At 60.3% G+C, this 15,527-nt stretch carries 18 protein-coding genes; 5 read left to right on the forward strand and 13 right to left on the reverse strand.

Going from position 1 to position 15,527, the window contains the following annotated elements; all coding sequences use genetic code 11:
• Window position 1 precedes the first annotated feature (1 nt).
• Window positions 2-442, reverse strand: a complete 441-nt coding sequence (locus BLQ01_RS09770; RefSeq protein ID WP_091551459.1) for an SDR family NAD(P)-dependent oxidoreductase — start codon at window positions 440-442, stop codon at window positions 2-4.
• 1,257 nt (window positions 443-1,699) lie between these two features.
• Window positions 1,700-3,109 carry a mycothione reductase gene (gene mtr, locus BLQ01_RS09775; RefSeq protein ID WP_091551461.1) on the reverse strand — a complete coding sequence of 470 codons (1,410 nt, stop codon included), beginning with the start codon at window positions 3,107-3,109 and terminating at the stop codon, window positions 1,700-1,702.
• A 123-nt stretch (window positions 3,110-3,232) separates the two neighbouring features.
• Here mtr and BLQ01_RS09780 point away from each other — a divergent pair, with 123 nt between their 5' ends.
• The 3 genes from BLQ01_RS09780 (at window position 3,233) to BLQ01_RS09790 (ending at window position 5,055) form a co-directional block, all read left to right on the forward strand.
• Complete coding sequence (locus BLQ01_RS09780) at window positions 3,233-3,667, forward strand: glycosyltransferase family protein (protein ID WP_091551463.1); 435 nt, start codon at window positions 3,233-3,235, stop codon at window positions 3,665-3,667.
• Window positions 3,668-3,818: 151 nt separating this feature from the next.
• Entirely contained in the window at window positions 3,819-4,736 is a 918-nt protein-coding gene (locus tag BLQ01_RS09785; RefSeq protein WP_091551465.1) for a response regulator, read from the forward strand.
• Window positions 4,720-5,055 (forward strand): hypothetical protein, encoded by a 336-nt coding sequence (locus tag BLQ01_RS09790; RefSeq protein WP_091551467.1) that lies wholly within the window; start codon window positions 4,720-4,722, stop codon window positions 5,053-5,055. Before BLQ01_RS09785 ends, BLQ01_RS09790 begins: the two co-directional genes overlap by 17 nt.
• Window positions 5,056-5,152: 97 nt before the next feature.
• Here the strand turns inward: BLQ01_RS09790 and BLQ01_RS09795 are convergent, their stop codons facing one another.
• Window positions 5,153-5,824, reverse strand: a complete 672-nt coding sequence (locus BLQ01_RS09795; RefSeq protein ID WP_091551468.1) for a response regulator — start codon at window positions 5,822-5,824, stop codon at window positions 5,153-5,155.
• A 166-nt stretch (window positions 5,825-5,990) separates the two neighbouring features.
• A complete protein-coding gene (locus BLQ01_RS09800; protein ID WP_091551965.1) occupies window positions 5,991-6,251 on the reverse strand; it encodes an SHOCT domain-containing protein in 261 nt (86 codons plus the stop codon).
• A gap of 411 nt (window positions 6,252-6,662) precedes the next feature.
• On the opposite strand from BLQ01_RS09800, the gene BLQ01_RS09805 reads away from it, so the two are divergent.
• Window positions 6,663-7,355: a hypothetical protein gene (locus BLQ01_RS09805; RefSeq protein ID WP_091551470.1), complete on the forward strand. Its 693-nt coding sequence runs from the start codon at window positions 6,663-6,665 to the stop codon at window positions 7,353-7,355.
• A 36-nt stretch (window positions 7,356-7,391) separates the two neighbouring features.
• Here the strand turns inward: BLQ01_RS09805 and BLQ01_RS09810 are convergent, their stop codons facing one another.
• From BLQ01_RS09810 to BLQ01_RS09835, 6 genes are all read right to left on the reverse strand, one after another.
• Complete coding sequence (locus BLQ01_RS09810; RefSeq protein ID WP_091551471.1) at window positions 7,392-8,435, reverse strand: TerC family protein; 1,044 nt, start codon at window positions 8,433-8,435, stop codon at window positions 7,392-7,394.
• Window positions 8,436-8,639: 204 nt separating this feature from the next.
• On the reverse strand, window positions 8,640-8,936 hold the full coding sequence (locus tag BLQ01_RS09815) for a hypothetical protein (protein ID WP_091551473.1): 297 nt from the start codon (window positions 8,934-8,936) through the stop codon (window positions 8,640-8,642).
• A gap of 192 nt (window positions 8,937-9,128) precedes the next feature.
• Entirely contained in the window at window positions 9,129-9,902 is a 774-nt protein-coding gene (locus tag BLQ01_RS09820; protein WP_254779339.1) for a universal stress protein, read from the reverse strand.
• 134 nt (window positions 9,903-10,036) lie between these two features.
• Window positions 10,037-10,378: a hypothetical protein gene (locus tag BLQ01_RS09825; protein ID WP_091551474.1), complete on the reverse strand. Its 342-nt coding sequence runs from the start codon at window positions 10,376-10,378 to the stop codon at window positions 10,037-10,039.
• A gap of 67 nt (window positions 10,379-10,445) precedes the next feature.
• Complete coding sequence (locus BLQ01_RS09830; protein ID WP_091551476.1) at window positions 10,446-10,916, reverse strand: GyrI-like domain-containing protein; 471 nt, start codon at window positions 10,914-10,916, stop codon at window positions 10,446-10,448.
• A gap of 101 nt (window positions 10,917-11,017) precedes the next feature.
• On the reverse strand, window positions 11,018-11,386 hold the full coding sequence (locus tag BLQ01_RS09835; protein ID WP_091551478.1) for a DUF5655 domain-containing protein: 369 nt from the start codon (window positions 11,384-11,386) through the stop codon (window positions 11,018-11,020).
• 132 nt (window positions 11,387-11,518) lie between these two features.
• On the opposite strand from BLQ01_RS09835, the gene BLQ01_RS09840 reads away from it, so the two are divergent.
• Window positions 11,519-11,764 carry a hypothetical protein gene (locus BLQ01_RS09840; protein WP_091551479.1) on the forward strand — a complete coding sequence of 82 codons (246 nt, stop codon included), beginning with the start codon at window positions 11,519-11,521 and terminating at the stop codon, window positions 11,762-11,764.
• A 69-nt stretch (window positions 11,765-11,833) separates the two neighbouring features.
• On the opposite strand, the gene BLQ01_RS09845 is transcribed toward BLQ01_RS09840, so the two are convergent.
• From BLQ01_RS09845 to BLQ01_RS09855, 3 genes are read right to left on the reverse strand one after another with little or no spacing between them, the layout of a single operon-like run.
• Window positions 11,834-12,304 (reverse strand): pyridoxamine 5'-phosphate oxidase family protein, encoded by a 471-nt coding sequence (locus BLQ01_RS09845; protein ID WP_091551481.1) that lies wholly within the window; start codon window positions 12,302-12,304, stop codon window positions 11,834-11,836.
• Window positions 12,279-12,791: a hypothetical protein gene (locus tag BLQ01_RS09850; protein WP_254779342.1), complete on the reverse strand. Its 513-nt coding sequence runs from the start codon at window positions 12,789-12,791 to the stop codon at window positions 12,279-12,281. The genes BLQ01_RS09845 and BLQ01_RS09850 overlap by 26 nt, the downstream gene beginning before the upstream one ends.
• 8 nt (window positions 12,792-12,799) lie before the next feature.
• Window positions 12,800-15,526 carry an HAD-IC family P-type ATPase gene (locus BLQ01_RS09855; protein WP_139183477.1) on the reverse strand — a complete coding sequence of 909 codons (2,727 nt, stop codon included), beginning with the start codon at window positions 15,524-15,526 and terminating at the stop codon, window positions 12,800-12,802.
• Between the last annotated feature and the right edge of the window lies 1 nt (window position 15,527).

Genomic DNA, 15,527 nt, shown 5'->3' on the forward strand with positions numbered 1-15,527 from the left:
GCTATTGGGCATGGTAGCCGCCGTCGACCGGTAGTGAGCCGCCGGTGACGTAGGCGGCAGCGGGACTTGCAAGGGAAGCCACCGCTGCTGCCACGTATGCGGGTTCGGCTATCCGTCCCAAGGGGATTGCGCCAGCGACATGACGCATGGTTTCCTCCGGGTTGGGCTGGGCAGACGACCGCTCGGAGTAAAGGGGCGTGTTTGTCATGCCCGGTGCGACAGCATTGACACGGATATTGTGGGGTGCCAGCTCAACGGCTGCTGCAGATGTAAGTGCGAGCATGGCCCCCTTGCTGGCACTGTAGATCGACATGGAGGGCACACCAGCGCTGGCCAAACGGGAGGTGATATTGATAATTGCCCACCTGTACCTTGGGCAAGCATGGCGCTGCGGACGAAGATAGCGATGGCGTTCTTGCCCAGTTTGGGACTTTCGGGGCATCCAGGAATTCAACGTGATCTCACCACGTCAGGTCAATTGAAACTGGCGACGACGATGCTCCGAGTGGCAGCTGTCATGCACGTTCTAACGGGATCCGACTTCTCGGACAGTTTCCCGAGAATAAAGGGGTCGTGCGCCACGAAAGAGGGAGGCCGCCTCTTTCGTGGCGCTCTGCGGCATATAGCCACGCGAATGTCACGACCACGGCGAGTGTTCCAACGACTGGGTCCGCGACGTCGTTAATAATGAGGAATGTGATCATGATGTGCGCCAGAACAATGGCCAGTGTTATCGGCCAAAATGGGGAGCGTCCTGCATAGATTTTTGGTTTCCATTGAGTCATTGTGAGTTCCTCGGGTTCAGGCAGGGTAAGGTGGCGATCAAACTGCAGTAGCCCCCAGAGTAGTTCCAAGGCCGCCGGGTCGCTGCGGGCGGGATTCCTGCGAAGTGAAGTTCCAGACATTCGCCGTGGTTCATCCTGCGACGGTGCAACCTGCGATGAGTGCCCCGTGCGTTGGTGCTGACGCCGTTGCCCAGTCGCGGTTTTCAAAATTGTTGAACTGGATTGTGCAGCTGGTGAAGCCGCAACCGTAGGAGGGGTCCGCTTCGACAGGAAAAACGGCTCCGGTCAGGTCTATCGTTTGTGTGATGACGTTTCCGTGAACTGTGTAGTGCGTTGAAAGGCCCTGTCTCGGCCATGTACTTGATGAAGGAGCGGTTCCCACTGTGCCGAGTTATTCAGCGTTCTGGCGGGTGGGGTGCTGTCGCGTTTTGGGTTGTCATAACGGCCGAGGGCTCAGTCAGGCCCTGGAGATGGGGGCCTCATCCTGACTGGAGGCCCCGCGCGGTCTGAGCGGTGCCATCCAGCAGGCAATCTGCAAAGGGAGCGCCGATTCCCGGCCCAGGCAATGAGTATGCAGGGGACGCTTCAAGTCCTCGCTTCTTGGTGTTCGATCGACCAAAAAAGAAGTGTGGACAGTGTCCACACTTTCCACCACGAACTGCCTCGTACAACCACCGGGCCGCCGTTGGAATCTCGTTCGAGTCCCACCTCGGGCACGGCAAACCCCTCCTCAAGGGGGTTGCTTTGACGGTTGGACATTTCGGGTGGCCAGGTCCTGCGAAATCACCCCAAGACCACAAAAACTGATCCCAGGACCGCAAAGTAAACCTCGAGCCCTTCATCACCGGAGCGACCCCTCGGAAGATCTGGTGGATAAGGGTTTCGGTAACCAGCGCTCAGTTGGTCATATCCGGTCAGTTGAACGTGAGTCCAAGCAACGCGTTTTCGGTGACTTCGGGAAGTCCAGGGTGAATCCAGTATTGATTTGCAGCGAACTGTCGCACGTCGAGGTCGAACGCCAGGACGGTGATCATTTGCTGGATCAGGGTTGATGCTTGCGGGCCCATGTAGTGGGCCCCGAGGAGTTTGCCGGTGTCCTGATCTGCGATGAGTTTGCAGATGCCGGTGGTGTCTTCCATGGCCCAGCCGAAGGCGACGTCCCCGTAGTCCTGGACTTTGACAGCGACGTTGTGGCCTTCTTTGCGGGCTTGGGCCTCGGTCATCCCCACGGTGGCAATCTGCGGGTGGGTGAACACGGCGGCTGGGACATGGTCGTGCGGCATCTTCTGCAGCTTTTCCGGGTTCAACAGGTTGTGCCGGACGGCCCGCATCTCGGCGTTGGCGACGTGTTTGAGCATGTAGGGCGAGGAAACATCGCCAAGGGCCCAAACACCTGCAGCGGAGGTTGAGCGGCCATAGTCATCGACCCGGACCCGACCGGCACCGATCGTTTCGATCCCGCCGGAGGGCAGGTCCAACAGGTCTCCGTTGGGGATGCGCCCGGCGGCAACCAGCAGTACCTCCCCGGTGGCGGTGGAGCCGTCGTCGAGCTTGACGCTGATGCCCTCATCCGTTTGATCGGCACCGATAGTGGTCCGGCCCAACCGGACGTCGAAGCGTTCGGCAGCCAGGGCGTTAAAGCGATCATGGAGGTCCTCGTCGAGGTTCCCAAGGAGCGTCGAGCGGGCGATGATCGTAACGTCCGTTCCGAGGGCATCGAAGACATGGGCGAACTCCATGGCGATGTAACCGCCGCCGATGATCACCAGGGATTTGGGAAGCCGCGGCATCCGCATGATGTCCTCGTTGGTGTGGTACCTCACGCCTGAAGTGGCAATGGCCTCCGGGATGAAGGGCCGGGAGCCGGCGGCGACGACGACCTGGTCACCGGAGATGGTTCTCTGGTGGGCACCTTGCCCGGTGCGCAAGGTGCGTTCTCCGACAAAAACGGCGTGTTGATCGTAGACGTCAATGTTCGGGGTGTTTGGTCCGCGCCGATATTCTTCACCGGCAGTTGCGATGGGGTCGACGCGGTTCTCAAAGATGCGGGACACCATGCCCGGCCAGTCGACGGAGTTGACCTCGGCGTCCAGGCCCAGTCTTCCGGCCTCGGCAGTCTGCAGCGCGACGTCGGCGGTGTGTACGTACATTTTGGTCGGGATGCAGCCTGCGTTCAGGCAGGTCCCGCCGAACAAGGCTTTCTCGATGATCGCGATCGATTGGTCCTCGAACCCAGGCCCGGGAATGGAGTTCCCGGATCCTGTGCCGATGATGATCAAGTCGTAGTGCCGGTCCACGGCAGTCTTGCTGGCAGGGCTGTTCACGGGGCTGTCCTCATTCCGGGGTCACCCTAACCCTACTGAACGTGGAGTCCTGCTTTTCAGTTTCCACACCGGAAACGGTGGGGAAATACTGGCCGATATCTACCGAACCAAGCCCTCGCGGCCGTGACAGCGGTTATCGGCACGGCCTCCGGCGCGGCTCCGGAGATCGTCTACGACGGGTTGACTGGCTTCCTGGCGCCGGTTTCGGAACTCGCCGGACTCTTGTCACGGGCCACGGAGCTGGACCGCGCCGCCTGCAGAGCTGCAGCCGAACAGCGGTTCAGCGCCACGACGATGGTTGCCAGCCACATCGCGCTCTACCAGCAGCTCCTGACAAGCCAGGAACAGAGGCGCCTCTCATTGGCCGGGCGAGTGCCTGCGGCGGGGCCGAGCCCTGTCGTTGAAAGTTCCGCCCGTGACCGGGGCAGGGTTCACGGGCGGGAGCGGCCGGTCCGCAACGAAATTCCTGGGACGGGGGCGATGAACCCTTCCGCCTCGACGACGGATCATCACGTACCGGACACGGGAGGCCTATCGTCTGACGATTTTTGGGTCTAGCGTGTGTCTTAACGGCCCGGGTTGATGTGGGCTGCGCCAAAGAGCCGGTCCGGGGACGGCGACCTTTCATCGTCTCAGCGGTGATGCCAGTAGCAGTGACCCACCAGCCGGCACCGGCCGGTTCAGGTGGCGCGGGAACGGAAGCGGCGTCATGGCTATACGCGAACCGGAATCACGACATGCCCTAGCCAGGCCGGGCGTATACCTGCTGAGCAACCATGAGATCCTTCGACGTGGCCTTCGTCGGCTTCTGGAACCAGAAGGGTTCGTGATCGTCGGTGAATCCGGGTCGGCCCGGACTGGGACCAAGGAGATTCTTGTCTTGTGCCCGGATCTGGCCATCCTGGACGATGCGCTGCCTGATGGGTCCGGGGCCGGAGCGTGCCGGAGCATCGCGGTGCGGAATACCTCTCTGCGTTGCGTGCTCATTACCGGGGAAACCGATGAAGCGGTGCTGATCGAAGCCGTTCTTGCCGGGGCCTGGGGATGCCTGACAAAGGAAGACTCCAACACTGAACAACTCCGGTTGATACGCCGGGCCGTGGCAGGTTTCACCGCATTCAGTCCTCGGTTCACCCGGGAGCTGCTTGCACAGGTGCCGCATGCCCGGCTTGACCGGCCCGAGGACAGGCTCCTTGCCCTGTCGCGACAGGAACTCAGGGTCGCCTTCGGTGTCAGCGGCGGGCTCAGTAACGGTGAGATCGGTCAGGAACTGACTCTGGCGGACAAGACAGTAAAAAACATTGTTTCCTCTGTTCTGATGAAGCTCGGGGTTCAGCGCCGGACCCAGGCCGCGGTGCTCATCACCCGGACTCTGGATTCAGCCTGTAGGTCCTCGGACACGGATTTCATGTTCGCCCGGTTCCCGGAACTGACCGCTGGGATCGTGCTGGCGCTTCAGGAATGTACCGGGGACACCGGCGCCGAACCCCAGACGTGGCAGATACACGATGAGGAAGCGGTCCGGCTCGCTGATGCCCTCACAGCGTCCCGGACCAAGCTCACATCCCATCGCCCAAAAAGGACCCGACGCCCACCACAGGCCAACAGCGATGACCATGCAAACTGAAACCCTGACCGTGGTGCGTGAAGACATTGGCGATACCGCGTGGTGGGTCAGGATCCTGACCATTCTCGGATCGCAGTATGGGAGCACCCAGCAACGGTTCGTCGGTCGAATTTGCGGGAAGACCAAGTACAGGAGCTCGACGTTCCCTGTTCCCGGGTCGGTCGGACCGGTCACTCCGGACGAGCAATGGGCGCCAGGAATGACCGCCGCACTGGAGGAACTGAAACAGGACCTGGGGCGGGATGGGTGGGAACAGACCTCTCAAAGCACGCAGCCCTGGTCATTGACCTACACCAGGGAAACTCCCGGCGGCTCCTAGCCGGCCCAGGCCGCCAGCGCATGCTGCTGCTCAACTTTTCACCGCGGTGCACGGTTTCCCGCTGCTTACGCCCGGCTATCATCCGAGTGGACAAGATTTAGGGTTCGGGGGCTGGCACCAAGGGAACGGACCGCTCTGCACGGCGCTTAGAGCCCAGCTTGATCAGCAGCGACGAGATCAGTTTCCTCATCGTCTCCCCAGATAAGGACAGACGCTCTCCGATCTGGCGATTAGTCATGTCCGCTCCGATCAACTCCAACACCTGTCGTTCCCGGGTAGTCAGCAGGGCGGCCCTCGGATCCGGCGCCCCGGGCTGGATGAGACTCTGAATGATCGTGGCCCTGACGCTGGCACTGAAGAGGGACTGACCATGTGCAGCGCGCTGCATTGCCCCTAGCAGCGCCCCTCGGTCGAGCTCCTTCAGCACGTACCCGCAAGCGCCGGCAAGGACCACACTGCGCGCCGCGTGTCCGTCGTCGAAAATGGTCATCATGAGGCAATTGAGAGACGGATTAACGGAACGAACATCCCGGCAGACTTCAATTCCGGTACCGTCCGGCACCCAGGCGTCCAAGACCGCAAGATCAGGCCGCAACACGGGAATACGCGACGTGGCCTCCCGCGCCGAGCCGGACATGCCGATTACCACGAAACCCGCGGACTCCAGAAGATCCTGAAGGCCCAACCGAACGAGTTCGTGGTCCTCCAAGATGAAGACACGAAGCGATTCCGGTTCACGGCCCGAGGGGAGCGCTGCCCGATGATCCACGTTTCTCCCCTCCGGCGGCTGGCGGGGTCGCGGGTAACGCCAGAACAAGGACGAGTCAACTGAACGAGGTGCAAGCGCGAGCAGAAAGGAGCGGACTGCGGACCAGCCGAGACTTCACAGCTACTGACGCCCCAAGGACGTCAACCTGATTTGGGCCATGGATGACCTACGGGTCTTTCCCAAGCACGTTGAGGTACTCGCGGTACTGCTCTGCTGTGAGCTCCCCTTTGGCAAATCGATCATCGAGGATCTGCCGTGCACTGCTCCTTTTCACCGGTGGCGGGTCCCCGGACCCTTGAGGGCCCGAAGAAACGTAACCGCCACCCAAGACTCTTACTGCCAGAAGGACAAGCAGCGCGATGCCGACAAGTAGCAGGGGAACCCAAAGCCACATCGACACCATGCCCTGTCCATAGCCCCACATCATGATCTGCACCCTTCGCTTCTTAGCTCTACTCCCAGTGTTAGCCCCAAATCCAAGCCGCAAATAGAGTCCGAGGTCCCGGTCCTGCAGCGGATTGGTTCATGCTGAGGAGAAAACTGCGCATGTGCGCTTCTATAGACGGGTGGACCTGCCGGAACAGGGCGGTTCGCGCGGTGGGCGACGCGCAGAGTCTCGTCAAAGTGGTGCTCCTCCATGTTTCTTATAACTGAGGGGTGAACAGGCCATTAGCGCGGCTTGCAAAGACTTGGCTCCGACAGCACCCCCAGCATTTGGTGGAGGCCGGGCCGCTTTGCTCCAGGACCTTCGACCCTGTTCCGTTATCACCAAGAAAGTCATCCTGAGAGCCTTAGTAAGCGGAGCGGCGGAGCCGCCCGCGCAGCCTGGGAGGCGAACATGAAATCAACAACGGTCAGCATCATTGCCGGAGTCGCCCTCATCACGATGGGCGCGCTGCTGCTTTTGGACCGTCTTGGCATTGTGGAGAGCGGGGTCTTTGCACCGTTGATCACTTTCACGGGGCTGGGAAGTGTGTTTGTGGCCCTCTTCATCCTCCGGCGCGGGAACTGGTGGGCGGCAATCCCCGGTTCCGTGTTCTTGGGCTTGTCCGCGGTCATGGCCGCCACCCGCTTCATGGAGGGGGTACCGGTGGGGGCTTTTCTGTTCCTCTTCATGGCAGCAGGATTCGGGGCGGTCTACCTGCGCGAGCGTAACTTTTGGTGGGCTCTGATTCCGTGCGGCCTCATGTCCGCATTGGCGCTGGTGGCGTTCCTTCCGCCGGAATTGCAGGGCACGTCGGCTGCTGCGGTTCTGTTCCTCGGCCTTGCTGCGACATTTGGGCTGCTGTCAGTAGTCCCCGTCCGGCTTCCCAACGGTACGGAGGGAAACCGGACGGGAAGAATGAGGTGGCCACTGATACCCGCGGCAGTGCTTGGCATGCTCGGTGTGACATTCGCCTTTCAGTCAGCGGTCCAGATCATCTCCGGAGACGTAGTGGTCCTGGCCGTGGTGATTCTGGCGGGCCTGGAATTACTGGCCTACGGTTACCATGCCCACAACGTCGGACAGAGGAGCGTCCACGGACATTAGCATCGAGAACCGTTGCGTCGATGCCGTCCGTAGGGGTCATTGACTTCTCTTCTGGCCTTGACGCTGGAGGCCCCTGCCTTGCCGCCACAGCGTTTCCAACGCGGCCAGGTCCTCAGCTGTGGCGTTACCGAAGGGAGGATTGTCCGGCTCGGGAAGTGCCCGGCGCTCCTGTCCCCGGGTGGCCCAGAGGCTCGCCCCGATGGATACGCCGAGAATTGTTGCGATGACGGCGAGGGAGATCGTCGTGGGGACGTAGAAGATGTCAATCTTGAGGAACATCTTGATGCCAACCCAGACCAGGACCAACGCCAGGCCAATCTTGAGGTAGACGAATCGGTGGATCAAGTCGGCGAGAAGGAAGTACATCGCCCTGAGGCCGAGAATTGCGAAAGCGTTGGCGGTGAACACGAGGAAGACTTCATCGGTGACGGCGAAGATCGCCGGGATGGAGTCCACTGCGAAGACGATGTCGGTTGCTTCGACCAGGACCAGGACGGCGAGCAGTGGAGTCGCCAGAACAACACCGTTCTTTCGGATCAGGAACCGCTGTCCATGGAACTTATCCGTCATCGGTACACGTCTGCGGAACAGGGCCAGAATCTTTGACCTTTCGGGTTCAAGATGTGAATTGCGATGAAGGATCATACGGATTCCAGTGATGAGGAGGAATGCGGCAAACAGGTACAACACCCAACCGGCGCTGGCGATGGTCGCCGAACCGGCTGCAATGAAGATCCCTCGGAAGACCAACGCCCCAAGTACGCCGAAGAACAACACTCTGTGCTGGTACTCGCGTGGAACCATGAAGTACGTAAAGATGATGGCCCAGATGAAGACGTTATCGACCGCAAGTGACTTTTCAATCAGGTATCCCGCGAAATATTGCTGGCCGAACTCGGGTCCGTAAATCCGCCAGACCAGGAGGCCGAAGCCCACACCGAACGCTGTCCACAAGGCGGACCACGCAGCGGCTTCTCTTACCTTGATAACGTGCGCTCGTCGATGCGCAAACAAGTCAACGGCCAGCATAGCGAGGATAAAGCCGATAACGGCCAGCCAAGACCACAATGAAACGTGCATCAGGAACCTACTTCCAGTCAGTAAACCAACTGGAGGTCTTTCCCGGCCACATTCAGCATGGCCTGCTCCGCCGGGCCCGAAACAGCCGGCCGTACTGACGACGGAGCATCAGGGGATACTCCCCTCCGTTAATAAGAAACATCATAATTCACGAAACGGGAGTCTGCATATGAACTGGGTCCAGAGGAAGCCAATTTTGAGTTGCTAGGGAGCGGCGTTCAACTCACCTGTTTGGGTGCAGCCATCAGGTCCGGTCTCCTTGTCCATGCTGTAGGGCGCTCGGAGAGTGCACCCCAGATCCGCCACGAGTTCGTTAACGGCGTGTGAGATTGCGTCCCTGTCCTGCTGGCATAGCGTGCACTCAAAGCGCAAGTAAGCGCAGAACCGCAACCACCCCGCGTTGCCCCCTGTGGCCAACTGCGCGACCCAGACCTCGTTCAAACTGAGGTCCAGGAACTCGATGACGGACAGTGTGAGTGCCTGCTGGTAGCGATCATTCATCTCCAACCTCATAAGGTTCGTTGGTAGAGATGCTAGTTTATCTAGGTATTTTCCGTATAGCTAGAGACGAGCCGTTGGTAGTGAACCCACCCTGATCCAGGTGGGTTCGGGCTTTACCAGCAAGGTCCCGGATCCGACTTCGTACCTCAGTACCTCTGTCACGAGGAACCTCCTGTTGATATGGCGGCCAGGCTAACGCTGGTCCGAAGCATGTCCGGGTGGAATGACGATGGTTGGACACGTAATGTGCGTCAAGACACCATGCACGGTGGAGCCCAACAGCAATCGCGAGAATCCGCCCCGTCCGCGACTGCCTAGTACAAGCAACCTTGCTTTAAACGACGCTTCCACCAAGGCACGGACCGGCTCCTTGTGTGGCACCGACACCTTCTTCACAGCCAAGTCGGGGTACGAGACTCTCAGCCCGGCAATAGTCTCCGCGAGGATGAGACGCTCTTGGTCGTTGATGAGCCGCCTGAGTTCGGCTGGGGCCAACCCGGCGTCGGTGGAAGGTTCAGGCGCGCTATATGCATGGAGCACCGTGAGCTCCTGCCCATCCCGATCTGCCTCTGCGGCGGCGAACGCAACGGCTCTGAGTGAATGCTCGGAACCGTCCACGCCAACAACGACTCCGTGCCTGTCCTGGTAATCGTCTATCGCAGCAACAACGGCCACAGGACCTTCCGATGCGCCGGCTTTTTGAAGGGCGCGGTCTGTCAAGGTTCCACCAAGGTGGGGGCTTCCCGAACCGACGACCATAGGCGCGGTATTCCTTGCGTACTGCCCTAAAGATGCGGACACGCTCCCGATCAACAGTTCGGTGGCAACATCGATGTGGAACAGATCGCCGATGCGGGCCGATGCAGCCTCCAACAGCTTGTCGCCGGAACGCTTGAAGGAGTCCCGCCACGATGAAGGTTCAATCAGCCACCTGTCATCAACCACATGCACGATGGTGAGCGGCACGCTCCGTTGCTCGGCCCGAAGTCCCGCCCATATCAGGGCCTGATTCGCTCTGGGTGGAGTCCTTGATGCCAACGGCCATGGCGTGGTTCGTACTCATATTGTCGCCTGCTTTCGGTGAAATTGTCTGGTGCGAGTCATGTCGGATGGTGTGAAGAGTCCTCAATCCGAAGGCGGCACGGAATGCGGGCGGGATCCACCGAAAGGGGAAGCAAGCCGTTTTTGGCGACATCCCGGAGCTGTTCCAGTGCGTCGTCCGTGATACTGGCATGGCCGAGATCCACGGAGATGGCTGCACCGGCTACAGCAGCGTTGATCCTGCGAGCAACGGCGAAGATGACCAGGATGTTCCGGGTTGAGACCCGTCCACCGACGATGATGCACACAGCCGGATAATCCGGCTCAACTTTCACCACCAACTGCAATTTCCCGCTGATGGTGGCGTCTTTTTCATCAGCGCTGAGTGCCCGGGGGTCCAAGTGGTGCCCGTGCCGCTTTTCCGCAAGGAATTCGCTGGGATTCTCATGATGGGGACGTCCGCGCAGCTCAGGTAATGGGCCAAACAACCCGGGTCTGCCACTTTGCCGGGTCAGGCTCTTTTTCGGGGTCACTCAAATAGAACTCCCACATGGTGTCTGAGGGTGTCATCCCTTCTGCGCTCATGCGCTCAAGGATCAGCGCGTACGTCCGTTCCAGGGTGTCGTAAGGTCCCAGGTGCACAGCTTCCAGGGCCTCCGACGCCGGCAGCAGCCCGCCGATAACCTCTCCGGCAGCGGAAAAACCAGGAGCGACGGGGAAGCCAGCCTCTACGTCAACGGTTTCAGTTGGCATTCCGTGGTACATGGCGAACGGTGGGCCTGTAGGGCTGGCATTCTGCGCCTTTGTAGCAGTCATGACTGCCCCGAAGGCACGGCCGAAGAAATCCGTGAGATTCGCCATGGGGACGCGCTCCCGGACAACCGCAGTTGGCTGGTCGGTGGTTCGAATCACTGTGGGTTGCTGATCAAGGATGCTCATGTTTCAAGACTTCCCTGATCGGGTTGCTGACAGTAGGGTCGAACGACTCTAAGAGGGGGGAGGGTCGCTGGATGCGCCGGCAGCCCCCGGAGCCAATTCAGCTAGGCCGCTTCAAAGGCCTCCCTGATCCAAGTCCTCACTTCGGCATCAACCATGCTGGGATCGTGGAGCTCCAAGTGATGCATCCACACGGAAGGAGCGGGGTGAGCTACTTCTTTGAACCTGGGAGAGTCGGGCTCGTAGGGCAACGCCAACGACAACACGGCAGGCACCCTCGAATGGACGTACGTGTCAGGCCGCCATAGATAGGCGAACCCACGATGCCGTCGAAGAGCGACCTGGCTCTTGGAGACGCGGACGTGAATATCACCGAGTCCACCAGCGCTGGCGAAGACGGCCTCGCAGATGGCCAGTCCTTGAGGCGATCCATCAAAAAAGGACACGGCGTCCGGGGGAAGAACTGCGGTCATAGCACCCTTTGGAGGCTGCGCCGGAGGAGCCACGCACCACTCAAAAGAAGAGCTGCGGCCATCGCTGGTGCCATCCCGAAGCTTCCCACTGCCGGCCCGGCAATCGTTTGACCGCTGGATAAGGGTGCGGCCATGGTGCGCGCGATGACTCCGTACCGGCGGGCCTGGATCAGCGTGGCGGCGCCAGACAGGGAACTGAGGAAAGATGAACAGCAGCAGCTGCTGCACCGCTCCAAGATCGAAAACCCCAAGTTCGCGGAACTCCTGCGCGGTGTTGTCGGTGTCCAGGATGTCTACCCGGCGTGCCTGGACAGCTTCTCGAGCCTGCGCCAAGGCGGGAGCCGCGGCCTCTGCTGGAAGGGTTACCGAATCTCTTGACCAGCCGCTCTGCTGACAAGACTGTTCCGGTGCGTGGAGGTGCCACCGGATTCTTCAAGGACGCACCGACTATTCCAGGCCGGCCCTGGTTGCGTCGTTGAGTGAGGTCCCGAGCGACATCGGTGTCGAAAGGTCGAATCGTCTCCCGGTTACCGAGGCCGGAACGATCCTGAAGAGGTGGTCCTGGCCCACTCCCTGCCACGGGAAAAGGGCCCGCCTGATCTCATCAAGTCGGGGGCCTTCGGATCCGGCGCCTTCAACTGTGCCTTTCACCACTACACTCCACGCAATCCCGAATTCTGCGCTGACGGAGTCTGCCTCGATGGCTACCACGGCGTCATCCTCCATGGCCCACTGTTTCGTCCCCGGCCCGGTCCTGAAAACCACTGTGTTGTTGTCCACCGCGAAGTTCACGGGAAAGATGTCAGGGTGGCCGTTGACGATTACCGAAAGCCGCCCGACCTTGGCCTCGCCAAGGAGCCGCCAACAATCGTCCGCTTCCAGTACTTGTGCCTCAGGAACTATGTTTTTGTCGGTCATGTGGAGATCCTACGGCCGCTTTCCAGCCTCCAACAGGGCCCAAAGGCCCCTCTGTTCCCGGAATGCCGGCCGCTTGCTTTCGGGAAGCGACTCCAAGCAAAAGCAGGAGCAAACCTACTTCCCCCAAGCCAGCTCCAAAGTAGACCGCCTGCAGTGTACTGAACGGAATCAGTGCCATTTGGACAAAGATCCACACGAGGATGGAATAGCCCGCCGTGGCCGCCGCCAGGGATACCAGTCCACGTTGCCGAATAAGCAGGAGGAACGCCAACGTGTGTGAGCCGCCTACGATGACGGCCAGCAGAAGGCCCGGAACCAGGTAGGTGCTGAACGGAGACCCGTCCAGGTATTCGACCGGGAGCTCAAGCCCGGGCGGCAAAGCACTCTTCTCAACTCCCGGCCACGATCCGACAGCCATGACCAGGCCGCCGGCAATCGATGTCACCGCGACCAACGCCTGCATGGTTAGAAGCATCACTCGAATCATGGTTCCTCCTAAATGATGGTGCGTCGAAAATGTTTGTCAGTGGCTACCGCCACGGAGGCAATTACGCCGACGCCCAGAATTCCCAGCCAGGTGCCCGGCGCCAGGGGCGCGGTGTGGAAGAGATGGTTCATGGCGGGAAGGTAGGTAATTGCTGCCTGCCCTGCGAGCTGGACCAGGACGCCGATAACCAGCCAGCGGTTGCTGAAGGGCCGGAGCTTCCACACGGATCGTGTCAAGGAGCGACAACTGAAGACATAGAAGAGTTGCACGATCACGAACAAATTGACTGCCGCTGTCCGGGCCTCGTCAAGAGATGCGCCGCGGGCAAGTTCGAACTCGAAAATCCACCATGTCCCGCTGACCAGTAGTGCGGAGACCAGCAATGTACGGAACGCCAAGGCCCATGTCAGCAGCGGGCGGTCCGGATCCCTGGGAGCCCGGACCATGAGTCCCGGCTCCTTGGGTTCGAAGGCCAACATCAGCCCGAGCGCTACGGCCGTGGTCATGTTGATCCACAAAATCTGGGTAGGAAGGATGGGGAGGGTCCAGCCCATGATGATGGCCACCAGAATAACCAAGCCCTCGCCCATATTGGTGGGAAGGGTCCAGACGATGAACTTGACCAGGTTGTCGAAAACGTTGCGGCCTTCTTCGACGGCGGCTTCAATGGTGGCGAAGTTATCGTCGGCGAGGACAATGTCAGATGCCTCTTTGGCTACTTCGGTGCCGGCATGGCCCATTGCTATGCCAACATTTGCTTGGCGCAAGGCGGGGGCGTCGTTGACGCCGTCGCCTGTCATGGCCACTATGTGGCCGTTGTGCTGCAGAGCATGGATCAGGAGGAGTTTTTGGGCCGGAGATACCCGCGCGAACACCGAAGCCTCTTCGACAACGTCGGCGAGATCCCCTACCGCTTTGCCCTCCAGATCGGCGCCCACCACGATGCCCGCATGACCGCCGTCGAGCCCCACCGCAACAGCGATGGCGTTGGCCGTCCCCGGATGGTCACCGGTGATCATCTTGACCTTGATGCCGGCCATCCTGCACGAAGTCACTGCAGCAGCGGCAGCTTCCCGCGGCGGATCGAACATTGCCTGCAGACCGAGGAAGATCAGGTCGCCCGGGCTGGCATCCGGGTCGACTAGGGACAGGTCTTTGGTTCGCGTTAGTGCTGTGGCGAGAACCCGCAGCCCTTGCCCTGCCAAGTTTTCTGCCGCCTGCGTGATGCCCTCGACATCGAGGGGCTTGGATTCACCCTTACTGCCCATTTGCCGGATGCAGAGCTCAAGGACGCGTTCGACGCTTCCCTTCATCAGCAATAGGCCGCCTTCGCCTCCCTCAGCGTCCTTATGGAGCGTTGCCATGAAATGGCGTTCGTAGGTGAAAGGGATCGTGCTGACCCTGGGATGTCGGTCAAGGAAACCCTGAAGGTCTGCACGTCCCTTGCCAGAGGCCACCATCATGGCCGCTTCAGTGGGATCGCCGCGGATCCGCCAGACGTCATCCTGCTGAAAAACGTCGGAGTCGTTGCATGCCGCACCGGCTATGAGACACCACGTCAGACTCGCATCGTCCCCGACGCTTGTTCCCGGGAGCGCACCTTGGTGTGTTTCCCGTCTGCTGATGGATCCATCCGGACCGTATCCCACGCCGGTGAGATCATACGTGGCAGTGGGTGTCCACAGTGCAGCAACCGTCATTTGATTTTCCGTGAAAGTTCCCGTCTTGTCGGAACAAATGACAGTGGTGCTGCCCAGGGTTTCGACGACAGCGAGGCGCCTGACAATGGCCCGGCGTTTGGCCATCCTCCCCACGCCAATGGCCAGGGTCACGGACACGGCGGCCGGTAGCCCTTCCGGTATGGCACCAACGGCCATTGCGACAACTGACGTGAACATCAGCGCAGGTTCTTGCCCCCTTGCAAGCCCCACAACAAAAGCGCAAGCGGATAGCGCAAGGATGGCAATGGTGAGCGTCATACTGAACTTGGCCAGTTTGCTGGTGAGCGGCGTGGGTGCTGGACGGACGGTTCCAATCAACCGGTGGATCTCGCCGAGCTCGGTTTCACCACCTGTGGCAACGACGACTCCGGCTCCGCTCCCAGAGGTTATCAACGTCCCTCCATAGACCATGTTGCGCCGATCCGCCACCGGAGTGGTGACGGGAAGGACAACCTCGTCTTTGGCTACTGTGTCGGACTCTCCCGTTAGCGCTGATTCGTCAGCTTTCAGACCGGATACCCTGACCAGGCGGATGTCGGCGGGGACCTTGTCTCCGGCTTCCAGGAGGACCAGGTCACCGGGAACCAACTCCTCCGAAGGGATGATCAACCGGTGGCCGTCCCTGATCACCACACTCCGGGTAAGGACCAGCGCGCGCAATGCATCGAGTGCTGCCTCGGCTCGTATTTCCTGAACCAGGCCAATGGTTGTGTTGACGGCAACGACACCCAAAATTACGGAACTGTCCACGTATTCACCCAGGAACATGGTCACCACGGCTGCGGCAAGCAGGACATAGATCAAGGGATTATTGAACTGACGGGGAGCAGAACGCAGGAGACTGTCGTGGTGGGTTCCAGGCAGACGGTTGGACCCAAAGGTAACGGCCCGTTCGGCCACGACATCCGGACTCAGCCCACGGGCGGCGTCAGCTTCGAGAAGCAGGACAACTTCGTGTGCCGGCAAACCGTGATGAGCGGAGTCTTTGATGACGTGATTCAGGTTGGCGGCCATC

The organism is Arthrobacter sp. UNCCL28 (assembly GCF_900102805.1).
GTDB classification, from domain to species: Bacteria; Actinomycetota; Actinomycetes; order Actinomycetales; family Micrococcaceae; genus Arthrobacter; species Arthrobacter nicotinovorans_A.

What these genes read in the sequence shown, in the direction of transcription:
- BLQ01_RS09770 (WP_091551459.1), bottom strand. Translation starts at nt 442, where the DNA reads ATGCCCCGAAAGTCCCAAACTGGGCAAGAACGCCATCGCTATCTTCGT.
- BLQ01_RS09785 (WP_091551465.1), top strand. Translation starts at nt 3,819, where the DNA reads ATGGCTATACGCGAACCGGAATCACGACATGCCCTAGCCAGGCCGGGC.
- BLQ01_RS09790 (WP_091551467.1), top strand. Translation starts at nt 4,720, where the DNA reads ATGACCATGCAAACTGAAACCCTGACCGTGGTGCGTGAAGACATTGGC.
- BLQ01_RS09800 (WP_091551965.1), bottom strand. Translation starts at nt 6,251, where the DNA reads ATGATGTGGGGCTATGGACAGGGCATGGTGTCGATGTGGCTTTGGGTT.
- BLQ01_RS09805 (WP_091551470.1), top strand. Translation starts at nt 6,663, where the DNA reads ATGAAATCAACAACGGTCAGCATCATTGCCGGAGTCGCCCTCATCACG.
- BLQ01_RS09810 (WP_091551471.1), bottom strand. Translation starts at nt 8,435, where the DNA reads ATGCACGTTTCATTGTGGTCTTGGCTGGCCGTTATCGGCTTTATCCTC.
- BLQ01_RS09815 (WP_091551473.1), bottom strand. Translation starts at nt 8,936, where the DNA reads ATGAATGATCGCTACCAGCAGGCACTCACACTGTCCGTCATCGAGTTC.
- BLQ01_RS09830 (WP_091551476.1), bottom strand. Translation starts at nt 10,916, where the DNA reads ATGAGCATCCTTGATCAGCAACCCACAGTGATTCGAACCACCGACCAG.
- BLQ01_RS09835 (WP_091551478.1), bottom strand. Translation starts at nt 11,386, where the DNA reads ATGACCGCAGTTCTTCCCCCGGACGCCGTGTCCTTTTTTGATGGATCG.
- BLQ01_RS09840 (WP_091551479.1), top strand. Translation starts at nt 11,519, where the DNA reads ATGGTGCGCGCGATGACTCCGTACCGGCGGGCCTGGATCAGCGTGGCG.
- BLQ01_RS09845 (WP_091551481.1), bottom strand. Translation starts at nt 12,304, where the DNA reads ATGACCGACAAAAACATAGTTCCTGAGGCACAAGTACTGGAAGCGGAC.
- BLQ01_RS09850 (WP_254779342.1), bottom strand. Translation starts at nt 12,791, where the DNA reads ATGATTCGAGTGATGCTTCTAACCATGCAGGCGTTGGTCGCGGTGACA.
- BLQ01_RS09855 (WP_139183477.1), bottom strand. Translation starts at nt 15,526, where the DNA reads ATGGCCGCCAACCTGAATCACGTCATCAAAGACTCCGCTCATCACGGT.